The organism is Paenibacillus salivarius (assembly GCF_051307165.1).
In the GTDB taxonomy this organism is placed as follows: Bacteria; Bacillota; Bacilli; order Paenibacillales; family Paenibacillaceae; genus Fontibacillus.
In genome coordinates this window covers 5383650-5401776 of the sequence record NZ_CP195592.1, presented here as the reverse complement: position 1 = coordinate 5401776, position 18127 = coordinate 5383650, and the positions used below count along the sequence as shown (strand labels likewise).

Sequence of the window (18127 nt, the reverse complement as noted above, 5' to 3'; positions counted from 1 at the left end):
CTCAAGTTCAGTCGCTGCCGTAGTTGCTATCCGTGTGCGGTTAGGCCGTCTTTCGTATCGGCGGATGAGGCAGCTTCGGCGGAGGCCGGCGTCGTCGAGGCATTTTCCGATGTTTGGTTCCCGGCTGACGCGGCATCGGATGAGGACGTGCTTGCCGTCGGTTCCGCTCCGTTCCCGCAGGCGGACACAATCAGAAGAAGCGCGGACATGGCCATCAGGGCGCTGACGCGCTTTATATTTTTTTGCATGGAATTCCAAATCCCTTCCTAAGCCAAATAATAATGATTTTCATTCTCAGTTAGATATGATACGATGGTTCTATCCCTGTGACAAGTAAATTTTGTAAATAATTTTGGATCCGTTGAGCGAGGCGGATCAAGGACATATCGCGGCAATTGCGACCGCTTATTTGACGGAGCTGCTGGAGCGGGAGCGGATGACAAGGTGGATGATTCTAAATTCATATAAAGGGGAGTTTTCAGGATGGAACAAAACGTATTCGATGTCACCATTATCGGCGGAGGACCGGCGGGACTATATTCCGCCTTCTACAGCGGCTTGCGCGAAATGAAAACGAAGCTGATCGAATTCCAGCCCTTTCTCGGCGGTAAAGTGAACGTTTACCCGGAAAAAATGATTTGGGATATCGGCGGCCTGACCCCGGTCACCGGGGAGCAGTTGATGCGACAGTTGATCGAGCAGGGCCGGACTTTTGATCCCGAAATTGTCCTTGGAGAGAAGGTCACCTCGATTACCCAAGGCGAGGACCGCATTTTCACGCTGCATACCGCATCGGGCGCCAAGCACTATTCCAGGACGATTATTCTTGCCATCGGGGGAGGCATCCTGAATCCGACGAAGCTCGATATTGAGGGCGCGGAACGGTTCGAAGTGAGCAACCTGCATTATACGGTGAAATCGTTAGGCCGGTTCAAAGGGAAGACGGTATTGATCTCGGGCGGAGGCAACACGGCGATCGATTGGGCTAACGAGATCGCGCCGATTGCCGGGAGAGTGTACCTGTCTTACCGCAAGGAAGTGCTAAAAGGGCACGAAGCGGAAGTGACGAAGCTGATGAAGAGCGACGTCGTATGTCTTTTGAACACCTCGATCGAGAAGCTGATCGGGACGCCGGACCGGGAAGCGATCCGCAGCGTGCTTTTGAAAAACAACGAGGACGGCTCCACGGTAGAGCTGGACATCGATCACGTGGTCGTGAGCCATGGTTATGACCGCGATAAAGCGCTCCTGGAGAACAGCGAAGTGAAAATCGCCATGAAAAACGAATACGGCATCGACGGAACCCCGATGAGTGAAACCTCGGTCGAGGGAATCTACGCCGCAGGGGACATTTTGGCTCATGAAGGGAAGCTGCACCTGATCGCGGGGGCTTTTCAGGACGCCGCCAACGCCGTCAACAAAGCCAAGCAATACATTACCCCGGATGCCGAGGCGTATGGGATGGTGTCTTCGCACAACGACCTTTTCAACGAGAGAAACCGGGAGCTGAAAAAACAGCTGTTCATGTCGATGGCGGATTGATCCATTCTTGAACATCTTCAGGCAAAAAAGAGCAGCTCCAAAATGGCGGAACTGCTCTTTCCTTATTTTTTCACAGGTTGAAAGCCTTCCTCGGCCAGATACTCCCCGGCTTCTTCCCGGGTTTCAAACGCCATCTCCAGATTCAGCCCCGCATACAGATACCAAAGGTCATCCTCGTATTTAAGCGTCAGCACATTTCCCTTCGCATCGGTCCAGGTTCCGCCTGGCGTTTCCTTGCGCGGAGGTTCGGACCGGTCCCCGTTTGAAATCTCCCGACCCCCGGTTGCCAGGGAATCGATCGACTTTCGCACCAGTTCGCGCAGTTCATTTTCCGGCAAATCCCGGATGTTGACGTAACCCTTGTCATCGGGCTCGTAGCCTTCCAGCATGGCGGCATAAATGTAGCCGTTCCCGTTAGGGTGCAGGTGGTACGCTACCGTTTTTTTGTCGTGCACGCTTTGCTCATACTGATAATTGACCCGGCCCAGGGATACATTTTTTCTCGTCAGCTCGGGAAAGGAATCCAACACTTGCAGTTTTTGTTCAAAGGATAGCATCTTCGGCCTCCGGCACATAGAATTGATAGGTCGGAACTATGTATTCGGTACCCACAGATCCGGCACGATGTACAATCACAGGTTCCATTGTCCAGTATAAGGTTTCCGCCTTGGCGAAGCAAAGACAAGGTCATCCCGGATCCCGGATTGACATTTTTTTGAGACCGTGATAGGTTGGGGACAGCAATAAATACCAATTTCATACAACGAAAAACCACTAGGGGTGCCTTGCATAAGGCTGAGATTAAAGTGAACTTTAAGACCCTTGGAACCTGATCTGGCTCGTACCAGCGGAGGGAAGTGGCGTAACGGGAACCTGGCATTCGCGATCTCGATTCGTGATGTTTTGCCCTATACAACCACTTTCTATGGCGAAGGTGGTTTTTTTGTTGTCATGAAGACGATCAACGCGGGAAGGAGGCCGGGATGAAAAAGCAACTGCACGTCATTTCGGACGGGGAGCTGTCCTTGTCCGCGTTCGCGGGCATCGCAGCAGAGATCGAGCCGTTTGTGGACAAATTTCATATCCGGGAAAAGAAAAGGGCCGCAAAAGAAGTATATGAGGCGGTTCAGTCTTTGGTCGGCAAGGGAGTTCCCCTGAGCAAAATCATCATCAACGACCGGGCCGATGTCGCCAAGGCGGTGTGTGCCGGGGTACATCTTGCCTACCACAGTTTACCGGTCGACGTCGTCAAAAGCATGATGCCGACGCTCACGGCAGGCGGCTCGGTTCACTCGTACGAAGAGGCGGTGGATATGGAGCGCAGGGGCGCCGATTATGTGCTATATGGACATGTGTATGCGACCCGGTCCAAGGAGGGGCGGCCGCCGAAGGGGCTTGAGGAACTCACGGCCATCAAACGGGCTCTGCGCATACCGGTGTTGGCCATTGGCGGAATCAAGCCGGAGCATGTGGAAGAGGTGCTGGGCACAGGAGTGGACGGCATTGCCGTCATGTCCGGCATTTTGCGGGCGGAGGACCCAAAGAAAGCAGCCATGAAATACGCGGAATCATTAATAGGAGCTCGGATTAAACTGGGGGATTCGAGTTCGAGCGAGGGGTGATGAGCGCAAAAAATGAATACTAGCACGATAATGAAAGCGATTTTCATGAATGCGCATGCCAAAGAAACACAAGGTCCTCCATTTTTTAAAAATTGGGCTTATGCGGCAACAGATTCGTTAAGCCAATGCTGAATGGATGGCAACAGTTTTTGTTTCTTTGCTTCTTCGAACCATGCGTCAGCGTGCTGACACATGGCAATAAGATAAACTCGAATGTTCCAGTGACGTGAACTGCGGCCGCGCGAAGATTCCAACTTGTAATCAGTCTTCTGACGCTTAATGCAACGCTCAACGCCGGTTCGCATCGCGTAACGCTTTCTCCATTCCTTGCTATCACGGCGGATGCGTGGGAACAAGCGCGGATTATCGGCTGTCGACGTATAGAACGTTCTTCCGTACTCGGAAGGCGAACACGGAGTAGGACACTCCCATTTTCCAACTTTGGCGGGGCAGCGCCACTTGATACGCTGCCGCCCCGGACACTTGCCCCAGCAGGACATCTTGCGACCAATGGGGCAGACGGGAACACCATCGGAGTTTATTTTCATTTCATTGTATACCGTATGCCCGGAACGCCTGAGATTCAGGTCGATGATGCTGCTAACATCATCATGTTCCAGCATGGTATAGATCGGGAGGGCGTCGTGGGCCGAATCCAAGATCGCCTCTCCCACCTTCCAATCCGCGTACCAGTAGCGAAGTTCGCGGTAACCGCAAATCCACGATACGGCATCGTGTTGGCTGGCGCGAAACAATCGCGGATACACGGGCAGATCATAGGCGCTGTCCGCGGCGGTAAACATGTAAAGCGTGCGTCCGTAGTAATACTTCTCGCGGTAGCTGTCCCAGCCCCAATCTGCATCGGGATCGGAAAATTGCCGTTTGCAGGTACATTTCCAGTTGCCCGACTTGCGGCAATCGCAAAGGAATTTACCGAAGGAACGCGCCCCGGCTTCAACTGGAGATCCATCGCCGATGACGCGAAAAGCGTTCGTATCACCGAGCAATCCCTTTGCCGCGGAAGGTGCGACAAACATGGTTTGAAACAATTGCTGCAACAGGTCGTGCTCCTTGGGGGCATAGTGGATTTTGCCCTCGCGCAGGACGCGGGAGACGAGCCTCTCCGTAATTTTTGGGTTTTTGGGTTCCTGCTTTTCATTCTTCTTGCCTTTCTTTCGCGGCTTCTTCAGGCGACGTTTGATGCGCCCAGTCTTATGCGGCTTGGATGCCCGCCAAAGCCGGGGGAAAAAGTCGTAGAACGTCCCGACGCCCGGCGACTCGCCAGGGTTGAAACCGCAAAGAATGGCATAAACAGGCGTCGTGCGAATGGCGACGACCCCCTCATCGACGCTCAGCTCAAGCTTGGTCATAAGGAGCAGGCAGCGGAGCATGTCGGCGGGATCGTGAGGCTTTCGGCCTCTTGGCTTAGAAGAATAGGCCGACTGCATCAAGGAAGCTGCAGCGGACAGGTCAATCGCTGTGATCCAGAAGATGATATCGCTGTAGAAGCGCTGCAAAAACCGCATAGCTTCCGGGGAGTTGTACTCCTTTCGAAGTTGATCGCGTACGAAGGCCAGGTAGTCCTGATGAGAACGAGATACAATCGACATTACAATCACCCAAATTAAAAGGTAGGCAATAAAAATGCCTTCTCGGCGATTATTGGGGTGTTTCGAAAAAGTCAAGAGGAAAGTTTGTTCGCACCATACTTTGGGGGTGAAACAAATAAAGACCCTGGCCGTCAGGCCAGGGCTAATGCGGAATGGTGAATTCCGAGAGGCTTACATTAACCAGTGGAGGGGATCAGGTTGGGTAAGCATGCGGATTGCGTCGTGATCGGCGGTGGAATTATCGGGAACGCGACGGCTTATTTTTTGGCGAAAAGAGGATGGAAGGTCGCCGTTCTTGAGTCGGGGCAGATCGCCTGCAAAGCTTCGGGGGCGGCAGCCGGAATGCTGGAGGCGCAGACGGAACTTGCGGAAGACGGCCCCTTTTCTCGTCTCGCGCGAAGAAGCCGGGCGATGTTTCCGGCGGTGATTGACGATCTTGAAGAGCTGTCGGGCGTACATATCGGATATATCGACCAAGGCATGTATAAAGTGGCGACGACACTCGAAGAGGCGGAGGAGCTACAGAAGCAGGCGGAGCTGCATCGGCGTTGCGGAGAGCAGGCGGATTGGCTGTCCGCCGTGGAGCTGCGTGACCGGGAGCCGGCCGTCTCCGAACAGGTATTGGGCGCGATGTACATTGCGCGGGACGGGCAGGTGCAATCGTATGAGTTGTCGTTGGCTTTTGCACGTGCGGCGGTTGCACTGGGCGCTGAAATTCATGAGTTTACGAGTGTGCGGGAATGGATTATCGAGGACGGGAAGACGGTTGGGGTTCGGACCGGACAAGGGGACTTTTACGCCGATTCGTTTGTGACGGCAGGCGGAGCTTGGAGCGGCGAGTTGCTGGCCGGGACCGGCCTTGAGCTGCCGATGACCCCGGTGAAAGGGGAGTGTGTGTCCGTCATTTCATCGGCTCCGCTGATCAAGGGGAGTATTCATTCAGAAGGATGCTATATCGTTCCAAAGAGTTCGGGGAAGCTGCTGATCGGTGCCACGGTCAAACCGGGGTCATGGGATGAACGGGTGTCCTCTAGCGCGGTGCTCCAGCTGTTGGAGCAGGCGCAGCGGTTGCTTCCAGGGCTGGCTGATGCCGTATGGGATCGCGCTTGGGCGGGAATACGCCCGCTTTTGGGTGACGGGCTACCTTATTTGGGAGCGCATCCCGATCATTCGAATTTGTTTGTGGCTGCCGGGCATTATCGGAAAGGTATTCTGCTCGCGCCTGCGACCGGGAAATACATGGCCGACCTGGTAGAGGGCAAGGAGCATGAATTCGCAGCGGATATGAAGGCGTTCGGTCTGGATCGGCTACGTCAGTCGGTTCCAAATTAAACGGAGGTGAAAACAATCGGATGAAGCTGGTGATTAACGGGGAAACCTTGCAGGTTCCGGAGTCGATTCGGACGGTCGCCGATTTGCTGCGGCATTATGGGCTCGACCAGAAGGTGTTAATCGTGGAACTGAATCAGTCGGTATTGGAAAAGTCCGGACATGCCGAGGCGGCGCTCTCGGACGGGGACCGGATCGAAATCGTTCATTTTGTGGGAGGCGGATGACATGTTAAAAATAGGACCTTACCAATTTCAATCGCGCTTGTTGCTCGGTACGGGGAAATACCCGGATTTTGAAACTCAGAAGCGGGCGGTGGCGGCTTCCGACACGGAAGTACTGACCTTTGCGGTGCGGAGGATGAATATTTTTGAACCGAGCCAGCCGAATTTTTTGGAGAAGCTCGATTTGAGCAAATACAAGCTGCTGCCGAATACCGCGGGAGCCAAAACGGCCGACGAGGCGGTCCGGATCGCCCGGCTGGCGAAGGCGTCGGGATTATGCGACATGATCAAGGTGGAGGTCATCGGATGCGATAAAACCCTGCTCCCCGATCCGGTCGAGACGTTGAAAGCGTCCGAAGCGCTGCTTGCGGAAGGGTTCATCGTCCTTCCCTACACGTCGGATGACGTTGTGCTGGCCAGAAAATTGCAGGAGATGGGCTGTCATGCGGTGATGCCTTGCGCCTCGCCGATCGGCTCGGGGCAGGGGATTATCAATCCGCTGAACCTGCAGTTCATCATCGAGCAGGCGACCGTTCCGGTCATCGTCGACGCGGGCGTGGGCAGTCCGGCGGATGCGGCGCTGGCCATGGAGCTTGGCGCGGACGGCGTGCTGCTCAACACCGCGGTATCCGCGGCGAAAAACCCGGTGAAAATGGCGCTGGCGATGAAGCTGGCGATTGAAGCGGGGCGTCTCGGGTTTGAGGCCGGCCGGATGCCGAAGAAGCGGTATGCGAGCGCCAGCAGCCCGACGGAAGGGATGATCGTCGGTTGAGCGGGCAGCACCAAACGGCCGACACTCATGGGGTCCGCGAGACCGAAGCGTCCACCGGGCGCTACTCGCGCCAGGAGCTGTTCACGCCGATCGGCAAAACAGGCCAACGGCGACTCTCGAAGAAGCATGTGCTCATCATCGGAGCCGGGGCGCTGGGTTCGGCCAATGCGGAAAATCTCGTGCGGGCCGGAATCGGTCGGCTGACGCTGATCGATCGGGACTATGTCGATTGGAGCAATCTGCAGCGGCAGCAGCTCTACGAAGAGGAAGACGCCAAGGCCCGATTGCCCAAAGCGGTGGCGGCGGCCCAGCGGTTAAAGGCCATCAATTCGGAGGTTGAAATCACCGCGCATACGCTGGATGCCGGCGTCGCCGAGCTGGAGGAATTGGCGGGGAGAGACGTGGATTTGATCATCGACGCCGCCGATAATTTTGACGTTCGCATGATCATCAACGATGTATCGCAACAGACCGGAATTCCCTGGATTTACGGGGCTTGCGTCGGAAGCTACGGCCTGAGCTACACCATTCTTCCGGGGCGTACGCCGTGCCTGAACTGCTTGATGGAATCCATTCCGATGGGCGGAGTGACCTGTGACACGGTGGGGGTGATTCAGCCCGCCGTCCAAATGGTCGTCGCCCATCAAACGGCGGAAGCGCTGAAGCTGCTGGCGGGAGACGAGGGGGCGCTACGGACGAAGCTGGTTTCTTTTGACCTATGGAAGAACCAGTACAGTGCGATCGACGTCTCCTCCCTTCGTAAGAGCACTTGCCCTTCATGCGGCGAACAACGTACTTATCCTCATTTATCCTATGAAAATCAGACCAAGGCAGCGGTGTTGTGCGGGAGAGATACGGTGCAGATCAGGCCGGCCCAACGGGAAACGAGGGAGCTGGAGCAAATCGGCCAACGGTTGACGAGTCAGGGTCTCCGCGTGGAGCGGAACCCGTTCTTGCTTTCTTTTTCCGTAGAGAGGAAGAGATTGGTGCTGTTCCAGGACGGCAGGGTGTTCGTTCACGGGTGCAACGATATCAGCGAGGCCCGGACGCTGTACCACCGCTATCTGGGGTAGGGGAGCAACTCCCCTGCTTCACCCCTCCGCCTTCGGCTTAAGAGGCCGAGGTCCGGTGCAAGCTGCGGTATTGTCCGGGCGCAACTCCGGTCCATTTTTTGAAGGCGCTATGGAAGGCGCTTGGCTCCGAAAAATGCAGTAAATAGGCGATTTCGCCGATGGAATACTCTTTTTTCTGCAGGTAGTTCAAGGCCAATTCCTTGCGAACCCGAACCGACAGGTCGTTGTACGAGGTGTTTTCTTCTTTGAGCTTGTTTTGCAGGGTTCTGGCGCTCATATGAAATGAATCCGCCGTTTGCTTGAGTGTCGGGAAATGCGACGGCATGCAGCTCATGAGCCAATGGAAGACCCGGTCGGAGAACTCCTCGCCGCCCAGCAGCTTATTTTTCGTTTCAGCCGCAATGCGTTCGAACATGCCGAGCAGCTTGGGGTCGGCATACAGAATCGGGAAGTCGAGCACGTCCTTGCTCATTCTCAGGATGTTGGCATCGCTCCCGAAGCGCGGAAGAATGCCGAATGCCGCCGAATAGGGAGCCTGATCCGCAGGGGAAGGGTGCGTAAACGTAAGATCCTGCAGTTCGATTCTCCGGTTGCTCAGCCTGCCGATCAGGCAGTACAACGAACAAGCCATGTCCTCCATACAATGGCGGGACATTCGGGTCTCGGGAGAACTGGCAAACAGCCGTATCGCCACAGTACTTCCATGCACATCCCAATCCAAATTATATCCGCTGCACAAAATCATATTGTACCTCCGGTAGGCGGAAAGCGCGTCGGCCACAGTGCCGGAGTGCATCATGACGTATCCGAAAATCCCCATATCCGCAATATCCATCAGCTGGCCTTGATGCAGGCCGAAATGTTCGTCCTTCGTGTATTCCGCCGCGGCAATCATGAGTCTCTCGAGCTCGCTGTCCTCGATCCGCGCCTCCACATCCTGCAGAAGCGCCGTGTCAAACCCTACGGCTTCGAAAAAACGACCCGGTTCGAATCCTTTGCGGGCGAGCGTTTTCATGATCGGGTAGACCATGGAGATCGCGATTCCATGCATATTCAAACGTCACTCCCCCTTTGCGTGATTTTATAATTTATTTGCGCGGTTTATCATTTTCGCCGGCTTGTAAACCTTCTATGCTGAGTATAACTTACAACCCCATGGAGGAGGAGATCGTTTTGAAAACCAATATTCTCGTTATCAATGGTCACCCGGACGCGGAAAGTTATTGCTCAGCCTTGGCGCAGGCATACTCCGAGGGCGTGGCGGGCAGTCACCCGAATGTTCGCGTTCGTCGATTAAACCTCAGCGAGCTTGAGTTTGAACCGAATCTAAAATACGGTTACCGCAAAAGAACCGAGCTGGAGGACTGCCTGGTTCAAGCGCAGGCCTGGATTCGCGAGGCCGATCACCTCGTCTTTGTGTATCCGACCTGGTGGGGGACGATGCCCGCGATTCTGAAAGGGTTTTTCGACCGCGTCTTCCTGCCGGGCTTCGCATACAAGTACCGGGAGAATTCCCCGTTTTGGGATAAGCTGCTCACCGGAAAAACCGCCCGTCTGATCGTTACCATGGATACGCCCTCCTTTTACAATCGGTTCATATACAAGCGGGCAGGACACGGCGTCATGAAGCGGAACATTTTGCAGTTTTGCGGCGTGAATCCGGTTCGGATCACGGAGTTTGGCCCGGTCAGGCCGTCCACGGAGGAGAAGCGCAAAGGATGGCTGGATAAGGTAAGGAAATTGGGGAGCGTGCTGGCGTAAAGTTTTTTGGCAATACGTTCATTTTTTGCCTAATTAAATGCAACGAATTCGGGAGGCTTGCCGTATTATGAGGCAGGCGTCTCTTTTATTTATCGGCGTTAAGACGGAATGGTTGCGCGCAAATAGGGGACGATAGCGGAAAAGACTTGAATCGGAGGGAACCTTTTTTGGGCATAGAAATTTTGGTCTTGGTCGTACTTATTTTTGTGAATGCATTTTTTGCGGCATCCGAGATGGCGTTGGTATCCTTAAACGACAATAAAATTAGGCATATGGCAAGCGAGGGCCACAAGAAAGCGAAGGTGGTTCAGGCGCTGCTGGATCAGCCGGGCAACTTTCTGGCGACGATCCAGATCGGGATTACGTTAGCCGGCTTTCTGGCGAGCGCGTTTGCGGCGGACAGCTTTGCCGGAAGATTGGCGGAAGCCCTTGTCGGCTGGGGAGTACCGTTGGACATCAATCTGCTGGAAACGGTCTCTACGGTGGTCGTCACCTTGATTTTATCTTATTTTACCTTGGTGCTGGGCGAACTGGTTCCGAAACGTCTGGCGCTGCAGAAGGCGGAGGCGATTTCCTTTTTTGCGGCAGGACCGTTAATGTGGTTGTCCAAAGTGACCTCCCCGTTCGTCAAGCTGTTGAATGTATCGACCAATACGATCGTACGGCTGCTCGGCGTTGATCCGAATGCGGACGAGGAGCATGTCACGGAGGAAGAAATCCGTATGATGCTCGACGCCGGGAAGGAAAAGGGTACGATACAGGAACTGGAAAAGCAGCTGATCAACAATGTATTTTTGCTGGATAACAAAACCGTGTCGGACATCATGACCCATCGGACGAATATTGCGGCGATTCCGGTGGAGGCCGGGTTGAAAGAAACGATACGCATCGTCAATGCGGAGAAATATACCCGGTTTCCCGTCTATGAGGGGAATATCGATAAAATAATCGGGGTGCTGCACTCCAAAGATATCATTCACTTTATCGAGCATGGAGACAGCGAGCAATTCGATTTGAGGAAAATGATTCGCGAGCCGTTCTACGCCCTGGAATCGATTCGGACGGACCAGCTGTTTCAGGAGATGCAAAAGAGCAAGGCTCATCTGGCGGTTGTCATTGACGAGTATGGCGGCACGGACGGAATTATTACCATCGAGGATTTGATCGAGGAGATCGTCGGAAACATCTATGATGAGCATGACGAGCCGGAGATCCCCGCGGCCGAGTTCGAGCAGATCGGCGAGCACCGGTTCCGGCTGGCCGGAACGCTCCCGCTTTATGAGGTGGAGCAGCTTTTGAAGGTGGATTTGTCCACGCAGGATTACGATACGCTCAGCGGTTTCCTGATCGGTCAGCTCGGATATATTCCGGGACCGGAAGAAAAGCTGACGATCACTTACGGAAATATCCGGTTTGAGATCGAGGGGACGGACGAGCGGCGAATTGCCAAGGTTCTGGCAACGGTGATTTCGGATCAGGACCCGACTCAGGGAAAATAAATGGAGCAGGGCACCCGCCGGGTGCCCTGCTTATTTTTTGAGCGTTCTCATGTGCTGAACGGCGAGGCCGGAAGACCCTCCCGATTATAGAGATTCGCGCCCTCCGGATTGTTGGACCAAGCATACCTGACATCGACAGGCCGGATTTGATGATGCCTGACGATGACCGTATCGCCGGAAATCACGGCTTCCGCCGGGAAAAACCGGCCATCGGGACCACAGATTTCAAATCCTTGGAGCCCGCCGCCGTCCGGCGTTGCAAGGCCGCTTCCGACATGTTCGAAATGCAGCACGGCGGCGTCTCCGGACCGCTCCATCCGCTCAAACATCGGCCCGCTGTGAACCAGATCTGTCTCGCCGTAGGCCAATTTCCGGGCGCAAAGCGCAAGCCGCAGGCCGACCGACATTTTGTCCTGCGGGTGAAGGTCGTTGTACTCACCGATATCGACCGTCACGGCCATGGCGGTGTTCGGTATCGCCAGCCCCTTTCGCTGCTCCTCCCGGAGCTCGGCCCAATCGGTCCGGGACGGATCGGCCTCTCCCAAATTGGCAAGCTGCGTAAAAATAAACGGAAATTCTCCGCTTCCGAAGTTCCGCCGCCAATCCCGAACCAGCGCCGAGAACAAGTCCGCGTACCCCGCAGGCTTTCCGGTGTTGGACTCGCCTTGATACCATAGCGCCCCTTTGATCCGGAAGTTTCGCAAAGGCGCGATCATGCCGTTGAAAACGCCGGAAGGCATATATTGAAAAAAGGTTTGCGGCTCCATCGCTTCGGTTACCGTACCAACCCGGTATTTCCATGCGCCCCGCAGGTCAAGCTCCTGTCCGCCCGCCACCAGCTTATACGGCATGTCTTTGACGAAGGCTCCGGTCGATTGGGTGCTGATCACCCGGACGGCGATCGAGTTTTTCCCCGGCTTCAGAAGTCCTTCCGGCACGGGATAGCGCCGAGGGGGATACATATAACCGGTATTCCCGACGGGAACCCCATTGATGTATGTATCGTCCGCATCGACGACCGTCCCGAGCTTCAACAGGATGCCCGTACCGTTTCCCAACATGGAAGCCGGAACCTCGAATTCCCGCCGGAACCAGACCGAGCCGCGCACCGTTTCCAGTTCGCTTCCTGCCCAGGAGCCCGGAACTTCAAAATCCGTCCAATCCGAATCGTCCCAGTCCGCCCGGAACCAGCCTTCTTTTAATCCCGTATCGGTATCGTTCAGTCGCCCGTACCAGGCTTGGTTGCGCGCTTCCTCCCTTTGCTTGGTTGCGCTTACATATTGATCGTCCTTGTTCCGGTCCAAAGTTGCGTCATATCCGCCGATATCGCGCAGCGTTTTCTCGCTGATCCAGGCTTCGATTGGCGTTCCGCCTACCGCGGTATGTACGAGGCCGATCGGTACCTTGTATTTTTCGTACAGTTCCCTGGCAAAAAAGAATCCCGCCGCGCTAAAGCCGAGCACGCTTTCCGGGTTTGCCGCAATCCACTCGCCCCCTTGAATCTCCTCTTGCGGGGCATGAAAGTTATAAACCTGCGGTACCGCAAATTGGCGTATGAACGGCAGATTCACGTCCCGTACCTCGTCCGCCAGCAAATCGAGCGTTCTCCTTACGGGCAGTTCCATATTGGATTGACCGCCGAGCAACCATACGTCGCCGACCAGAATGTCGCTAAGCACGATTTCTTCATGACCGGTTGATATCATCATTTCATAGGGACCGCCTGCCTCGAGTTCCTCGAGGGTCACCCGCCAGTCTCCGCTTAGGTCGGCCGGAACCTCATAGGTTTTTCCGAGAAAAGAAACCCGAACAACCTCATGGCTCCCCGCTTTCCCCCAAATCACGGCGTTTGCGTTTCTTTGCAATACCATGCCGTTCCCCAGCATGCCGTGCAGTCGTAACATGATCGATCCTCCCCCTTTATTAAGGTGTGCCTGAATCGATCTTAATTCATCTGCCGTGCGGTGCGAAAGGTCCGTTTTAAATGTTTTCCCCAAAAAATTTGCCCAATTGCTGAAACCGCTTTAGTATAAGAAACAGGAAAATATTTACGAGAGTGGATAGGAGATGAGATGCAGGATGATCCGAGCTACGGAAGATAACGAGTACGTTGAATTGGCAAGCCCGACGCTTCTCCCCAAGGCATCCGGGTTTCTGTGGAACGAAAAAATGATGATTCATATGAATTGCCGCGGTTACGCGGTGGCTCAGTTTATGCAGCCGGAGCCGGCGAAATATTCGCACGCGCCGAATTTGGAAGCGAAAACATTTATTCAGCCCGAGCAGCCCTACTACGCGCATCATCCGGGCCGGTTCCTGTACGTGAAGGACGAGGAGAGCGGGGAATTGTTTTCCGCACCGTATGAGCCCGTCCGCGTGCAGGCCGATCAATATACGTTCGCCGTGGGGAAAAGCAGCATTCATTGGAAAGTGGAATGCAATGGCGTAAGGGTCGAGATGAGCCTGAGCCTGCCGAAAGAAGAGGCTCTCGAGATGTGGCGGGTGAAGGTGACGAATGTGTCCGGAACGCCGCGAAAGTTAAGCATCTATCCCTATTTTACGGTAGGTTATATGTCCTGGATGAACCAATCGGGGGAATATCGCGAGGATTTGCAGGCGATCGTATGCTCCTCGATCACGCCGTACCAGAAGTACCAGGATTATGACAAGATCAAGCATTTCAGCGATAAAACGTTCCTGCTGGCCGACCGCACGCCGCTGTCTTGGGAAGTGAACCAGGAGCAGTTCGAAGGCGAAGGCGGACTTGCCTGGCCGTCGGCGATCCGGGAGGCGGAGCTGGCGAAGGGGGACGCCCGATACGAAACGCCGGTAGCCGCTTTGCAGTATCGCGTGAACTTGGCACCGGGAGAAGAGGAAGCCTATCGTTTTCTTTTCGGCCCGGCGAAGAACGAGGAGCAGGTTGCGGAGATTCGGAACAACTATTTCACGGTCAAAAATAGCGCCGGTGAAGACGGTTTTGCCCAGGCGGAACGCGAATATGACGCGTACATCCGGGAGGGAAAAGGTTGCATCGAGATCGAGACGCCGGACCCGGACCTCGACAATTTCGTCAATCACTGGCTGCCTCGGCAGGTGTACTACCATGGCCAAACCAACCGCCTCACCACGGATCCGCAAACGAGAAATTTTTTGCAGGATCATATGGGAATGAGCTACATCAAACCGCAAACCGCCAGGGAAGCATTTCTTACGGCGCTCGCCCAGCAAAAAGCGAACGGAGCGATGCCCGACGGCATTATTCTTCATAAGGATGCGGAACTGAAGTATATCAATCAGGTGCCGCACACGGACCATTGCGTCTGGCTGCCGATTTGTTTGAGCACTTATTTGGATGAAACGGATGACTATTCGATTCTGAACGAACAGGTTCCTTATGCGGACAGCGATGAAGCGGAATCGGTCACCGAGCATATTCATAAGGCGATGCGCTGGCTGATGAACGACCGCGACGAACGGGGCCTGAACTATATCAACCAGGGCGACTGGTGCGACCCGATGAACATGGTCGGGTACAAAGGCAAAGGGGTTTCCGGCTGGCTGACGATCGCGACCGCGTATGCGTTCCAGGTCTGGGCCGGAATTTTGGAACGAGGCGGGCAAACCGCCGCCGCCGATTCATATCGCGCAGCAGCCCGGGAAACGAACGAAACGGTGAACCGTTATTTGTGGGACGGCGAATGGTATGCGAGAGGGATTACCGATGACAATGTCGTCTTCGGAATCAGCACCGATGCGGAAGGCCGGATCTTCATCAACCCGCAGGGATGGTCGCTGCTGAGCGGGGCCGCGGATGCTGAGAAGCGGGCCAAGCTCCTTCGCGCGGTGGAGGAGCAGCTTGAAACGCCTTATGGCGTGGAGAAGCTGGCGCCTTCCTACACCGCGATGCGGGAGGACGTCGGCCGGGTGACCCAGAAGCATCCGGGGTCGGCGGAGAACGGAGCGGTTTATAATCATGCCGCAGCCTTTTATATCTACGCTTTGTACAGCGTGGGAGAACAGGACAATGCCTATCGTTTGCTGCGAAAAATGCTGCCGGGACCAAGCATGGAGGACATCGTCCAACGCGGCCAAATGCCGGTGTTCATCCCGAACTATTACCGCGGGGCCTACAGGCAGTTCCCTCGCACGGCCGGGCGTTCCAGCCATCTGTTTAACACGGGCACAGTGCCTTGGGTGTACCGCTGCCTGATCGACGGCCTGTTCGGACTGCAGGGCACGCCGGAGGGCCTCCGGGTTCAGCCGCAGCTTCCTTCCGGATGGAACGAGGCGAAAGTGACGCGTGAATTCCGAGGCGCGACTTTGCGGGTGGAAATCCGGCGCGAACCGGGCGTGGAAGCGACGGAGGTTTATGCGGACGGAGTTCTGGCCGGGGATGGCATCATTCGGGACTTGAAGCCGGGGCAGGAAGTGCAGGTTATCGTAAAATTGCCGCAACTTTAAAGTGTAACTTTCGCTATAACGAAACAGCATATTCTTATTGAGCCCATGTTGGCAAATATCTACAACTAACGAAACGGTGTAACGCTATCGTCCTATTTGAGCCCTAAAAAGGCACAAAAAATCGAGGAATAGCGCTACACCGTTTTTTTACACTTTAAAATCGAACCATGTTGCGGAAATAAGGTTCGTCAGTTTCGTTAACGCGGCCGGACATTGGGCTTGAAGTTGCACATCCCTCTAGGAAAGATGCACATAAAACGTGGTCGACTCGCCGGTCGTGCTTTTGGCGTATATTTTTCCCTTGTGCTGTTCGATGATCGATTTGGCGATCGCCAGGCCCAGGCCATGCCCGCCAAGCTTGCGCGACCGGGACGTATCCGTGCGGTAAAACCGGTCGAAAATTCTCGGCAGCTGTTCAGGGGCAATCCCCTCGCCGGTATTCATGACCGAGAGGACCGCCTCGTTATGCTGCTTTTTCAACTTGAGCCGGATCGAGCCCCCGGGACTTGAATACTTGATCGCATTGTCCAGCAGAATCATGATCACCTGTTTGATTTGTTCGCTGCTGCCGTACACCGTGAGACCGGGTTCTATCGAATAGTCGAGAGACAGCCGCTTTTCGAAAATAACGGCTTCCATCGTCAAAATGATATTTTCCACCGCATCGCTCAAGTTGAACTTGGCAAACATCATATTGGCCCGGGTATCGTCCATTTCCGTCAAATAGAGAAGGTCGCCGGTCAGCCGTGACATCCGCTCCGTTTCCGATTTGATGACATGCAGCCATTTCGCTTGGTTCTGTATCGTATCCTCCCGATTGGCCAGGAGCACGTCCGTATTTGTGTTGATGACCGCAAGCGGCGTTTTCAGTTCATGGGAAGCATCGGCGATAAACTGCTTTTGCTTATCGAATGCTTCCTTGACCGGAGCGATCGACCGGTTGGCAAAGTATCGGCTGGCGAAAAACAGGGCGATGAGCATGACGAAACCGACGGCGGCGAAAGTATAGATCAGGTTGGTCAAAATCTGGTGGCGTGCCGTGACGTCCAGAAAGACGAGCATCAATCCATCCTTCGAGGGCTGGATTTTAAAGATCCAGCGGCTTCCGTCGAGCTCGAATTGCCCGGTATCCCCTTTGATTGAGCTTGCTTTTTTCAGGGCTGCCGCAAAAAAATCCGCATCCATATCAAACTTGGATTGACTGGAGAGAATATTTCCTTCCCGGTCGGTCCGAACGACGAACGAAACCGAACGGTCGGGCATCATTCCCGTTTCCCCGTCCATCATAGGCTCCCGGCCCGAAAACATCCCTCCCGAGTGCATGGCGTCCCCCGTAGTGCCCCTGGGTTTCAGATTGGACTCGGTGACATCGCGCAGTTCCATATTAATGTCGTTTTGGACCTGCCGGTACATGATGACGTAGATCGAAGCGAACGCGACAAACATCAGAACGGAGATGGTCGCCAGATTGACGATCAGAAACCGGTTCCTGAGCTTCGTAAACATTACTCGACCGCCTCCTCCAGCAAATAACCGACGCCCCGAACCGTGCTGATTCGCACCGAGGAATTAAGGAAGGCCAGTTTTTTTCGTAAAAAAGAGACGTAAACCTCCACATTGTTATGCTCGACCTCGGCGTCAAAGCCCCATAGCTTCTCGATGATCTGTTCCTTGGAAGTGATGGCCTGTTTCCGGGAGATCAAGAGCTCCAGCAGTTCGGATTCCTTCAAATTCAGTTTGATGTCCTTCCCCTTCACGGACAATTTCAAATTCGCCGTATTCAGTTCCACATCCCCGAATTTCAACCCGTCCTCGGGAATCACTTCGCCTCTGCGCCGGAGCGCCGCCCGGATTCTCGCAAGCAGCTCCTCCGTGGCAAACGGTTTCGGGATGTAATCGTCCGCGCCGTAATCGAGCCCGGTCACTTTATCGTTAATTTCCCCTTTGGCCGTCAAAAGAATGACGGGTGTGGATACACCTTCTTCCCGGAGGGATTTCAGCACCGCGAATCCGTCCATTTCCGGCATCATCACATCGAGAAGCAGCAGATCGTAAATCCCGGTCAGCGCGTCATCGAGGGCCGACCTGCCGTCATGCACGACATCCACGGAATAATTTTGCTTCTTTAATATTTGGGACAGGGCTTCCGCAAGGTGGATTTCGTCTTCCGCGATTAATATTTTCATCGGTCATGCCTTCCTCTATATCGTAAATTGTCGAATGATTGACTGCTG

Annotated in this window: 16 protein-coding genes and 1 riboswitch; of the genes, 9 read left to right on the top strand and 7 right to left on the bottom strand. The window is 54.6% G+C overall.

What is annotated here, in order from left to right; all coding sequences use genetic code 11:
• Positions 1-26: 26 nt before the first annotated feature.
• Positions 27-248, bottom strand: a complete 222-nt coding sequence (locus ACSFXJ_RS25000; protein WP_435923007.1) for a hypothetical protein — start codon at positions 246-248, stop codon at positions 27-29.
• A gap of 235 nt (positions 249-483) precedes the next feature.
• On the opposite strand from ACSFXJ_RS25000, the gene ACSFXJ_RS24995 reads away from it, so the two are divergent.
• Positions 484-1542 carry an NAD(P)/FAD-dependent oxidoreductase gene (locus ACSFXJ_RS24995; RefSeq protein ID WP_435923006.1) on the top strand — a complete coding sequence of 353 codons (1059 nt, stop codon included), beginning with the start codon at positions 484-486 and terminating at the stop codon, positions 1540-1542.
• 62 nt (positions 1543-1604) lie between these two features.
• Here the strand turns inward: ACSFXJ_RS24995 and ACSFXJ_RS24990 are convergent, their stop codons facing one another.
• Complete coding sequence (locus ACSFXJ_RS24990) at positions 1605-2099, bottom strand: hypothetical protein (RefSeq protein ID WP_435923005.1); 495 nt, start codon at positions 2097-2099, stop codon at positions 1605-1607.
• A gap of 209 nt (positions 2100-2308) precedes the next feature.
• Positions 2309-2415: riboswitch (TPP riboswitch) on the top strand.
• Between the two features lie 110 nt (positions 2416-2525).
• Between ACSFXJ_RS24990 and ACSFXJ_RS24985 the strand changes: the two genes are divergently transcribed.
• Positions 2526-3164, top strand: a complete 639-nt coding sequence (locus ACSFXJ_RS24985) for a thiamine phosphate synthase (RefSeq protein ID WP_435923004.1) — start codon at positions 2526-2528, stop codon at positions 3162-3164.
• Positions 3165-3262: 98 nt separating this feature from the next.
• Here the strand turns inward: ACSFXJ_RS24985 and ACSFXJ_RS24980 are convergent, their stop codons facing one another.
• Positions 3263-4774, bottom strand: a complete 1512-nt coding sequence (locus tag ACSFXJ_RS24980) for a DDE transposase (RefSeq protein WP_435922168.1) — start codon at positions 4772-4774, stop codon at positions 3263-3265.
• Between the two features lie 198 nt (positions 4775-4972).
• On the opposite strand from ACSFXJ_RS24980, the gene thiO reads away from it, so the two are divergent.
• From thiO to ACSFXJ_RS24960, 4 genes are read left to right on the top strand one after another with little or no spacing between them, the layout of a single operon-like run.
• Entirely contained in the window at positions 4973-6106 is a 1134-nt protein-coding gene (gene thiO / locus ACSFXJ_RS24975; protein WP_435923003.1) for a glycine oxidase ThiO, read from the top strand.
• 20 nt (positions 6107-6126) lie between these two features.
• A complete protein-coding gene (gene thiS / locus ACSFXJ_RS24970; protein WP_435923002.1) occupies positions 6127-6330 on the top strand; it encodes a sulfur carrier protein ThiS in 204 nt (67 codons plus the stop codon).
• Between the two features lies 1 nt (position 6331).
• Positions 6332-7099: a thiazole synthase gene (locus tag ACSFXJ_RS24965; protein WP_435923001.1), complete on the top strand. Its 768-nt coding sequence runs from the start codon at positions 6332-6334 to the stop codon at positions 7097-7099.
• A complete protein-coding gene (locus tag ACSFXJ_RS24960; RefSeq protein WP_435923000.1) occupies positions 7096-8172 on the top strand; it encodes a thiazole biosynthesis adenylyltransferase ThiF in 1077 nt (358 codons plus the stop codon). Before ACSFXJ_RS24965 ends, ACSFXJ_RS24960 begins: the two co-directional genes overlap by 4 nt.
• A gap of 37 nt (positions 8173-8209) precedes the next feature.
• Here ACSFXJ_RS24960 and ACSFXJ_RS24955 read toward each other — a convergent pair whose 3' ends face one another.
• Entirely contained in the window at positions 8210-9223 is a 1014-nt protein-coding gene (locus ACSFXJ_RS24955; protein ID WP_435925864.1) for an AraC family transcriptional regulator, read from the bottom strand.
• Between the two features lie 122 nt (positions 9224-9345).
• On the opposite strand from ACSFXJ_RS24955, the gene ACSFXJ_RS24950 reads away from it, so the two are divergent.
• Complete coding sequence (locus ACSFXJ_RS24950; RefSeq protein ID WP_435922999.1) at positions 9346-9933, top strand: NAD(P)H-dependent oxidoreductase; 588 nt, start codon at positions 9346-9348, stop codon at positions 9931-9933.
• A 167-nt stretch (positions 9934-10100) separates the two neighbouring features.
• Positions 10101-11432: a hemolysin family protein gene (locus ACSFXJ_RS24945; protein WP_435922998.1), complete on the top strand. Its 1332-nt coding sequence runs from the start codon at positions 10101-10103 to the stop codon at positions 11430-11432.
• Between the two features lie 47 nt (positions 11433-11479).
• Here ACSFXJ_RS24945 and ACSFXJ_RS24940 read toward each other — a convergent pair whose 3' ends face one another.
• Positions 11480-13336, bottom strand: coding sequence for a sialate O-acetylesterase (locus ACSFXJ_RS24940; protein WP_435922997.1), 1857 nt, complete (start codon positions 13334-13336; stop codon positions 11480-11482).
• 175 nt (positions 13337-13511) lie between these two features.
• On the opposite strand from ACSFXJ_RS24940, the gene ACSFXJ_RS24935 reads away from it, so the two are divergent.
• A complete protein-coding gene (locus tag ACSFXJ_RS24935; RefSeq protein WP_435922996.1) occupies positions 13512-15893 on the top strand; it encodes a GH36-type glycosyl hydrolase domain-containing protein in 2382 nt (793 codons plus the stop codon).
• A gap of 237 nt (positions 15894-16130) precedes the next feature.
• On the opposite strand, the gene ACSFXJ_RS24930 is transcribed toward ACSFXJ_RS24935, so the two are convergent.
• Both ACSFXJ_RS24930 and ACSFXJ_RS24925 read right to left on the bottom strand, forming a co-directional pair.
• Positions 16131-17399, bottom strand: coding sequence for a sensor histidine kinase (locus ACSFXJ_RS24930; protein WP_435922995.1), 1269 nt, complete (start codon positions 17397-17399; stop codon positions 16131-16133).
• On the bottom strand, positions 17399-18079 hold the full coding sequence (locus ACSFXJ_RS24925) for a response regulator transcription factor (protein WP_435922994.1): 681 nt from the start codon (positions 18077-18079) through the stop codon (positions 17399-17401). The genes ACSFXJ_RS24930 and ACSFXJ_RS24925 overlap by 1 nt, the downstream gene beginning before the upstream one ends.
• Between the last annotated feature and the right edge of the window lie 48 nt (positions 18080-18127).

What these genes read in the sequence shown, in the direction of transcription:
- ACSFXJ_RS24955 (WP_435925864.1), bottom strand. Translation starts at nt 9,223, where the DNA reads ATGCATGGAATCGCGATCTCCATGGTCTACCCGATCATGAAAACGCTC.
- ACSFXJ_RS24925 (WP_435922994.1), bottom strand. Translation starts at nt 18,079, where the DNA reads ATGAAAATATTAATCGCGGAAGACGAAATCCACCTTGCGGAAGCCCTG.
- ACSFXJ_RS24995 (WP_435923006.1), top strand. Translation starts at nt 484, where the DNA reads ATGGAACAAAACGTATTCGATGTCACCATTATCGGCGGAGGACCGGCG.
- ACSFXJ_RS24930 (WP_435922995.1), bottom strand. Translation starts at nt 17,399, where the DNA reads ATGTTTACGAAGCTCAGGAACCGGTTTCTGATCGTCAATCTGGCGACC.
- ACSFXJ_RS24985 (WP_435923004.1), top strand. Translation starts at nt 2,526, where the DNA reads ATGAAAAAGCAACTGCACGTCATTTCGGACGGGGAGCTGTCCTTGTCC.
- ACSFXJ_RS25000 (WP_435923007.1), bottom strand. Translation starts at nt 248, where the DNA reads ATGCAAAAAAATATAAAGCGCGTCAGCGCCCTGATGGCCATGTCCGCG.
- ACSFXJ_RS24935 (WP_435922996.1), top strand. Translation starts at nt 13,512, where the DNA reads ATGATCCGAGCTACGGAAGATAACGAGTACGTTGAATTGGCAAGCCCG.
- ACSFXJ_RS24965 (WP_435923001.1), top strand. Translation starts at nt 6,332, where the DNA reads ATGTTAAAAATAGGACCTTACCAATTTCAATCGCGCTTGTTGCTCGGT.
- ACSFXJ_RS24990 (WP_435923005.1), bottom strand. Translation starts at nt 2,099, where the DNA reads ATGCTATCCTTTGAACAAAAACTGCAAGTGTTGGATTCCTTTCCCGAG.
- ACSFXJ_RS24940 (WP_435922997.1), bottom strand. Translation starts at nt 13,336, where the DNA reads ATGTTACGACTGCACGGCATGCTGGGGAACGGCATGGTATTGCAAAGA.
- ACSFXJ_RS24980 (WP_435922168.1), bottom strand. Translation starts at nt 4,774, where the DNA reads ATGTCGATTGTATCTCGTTCTCATCAGGACTACCTGGCCTTCGTACGC.
- thiS (WP_435923002.1), top strand. Translation starts at nt 6,127, where the DNA reads ATGAAGCTGGTGATTAACGGGGAAACCTTGCAGGTTCCGGAGTCGATT.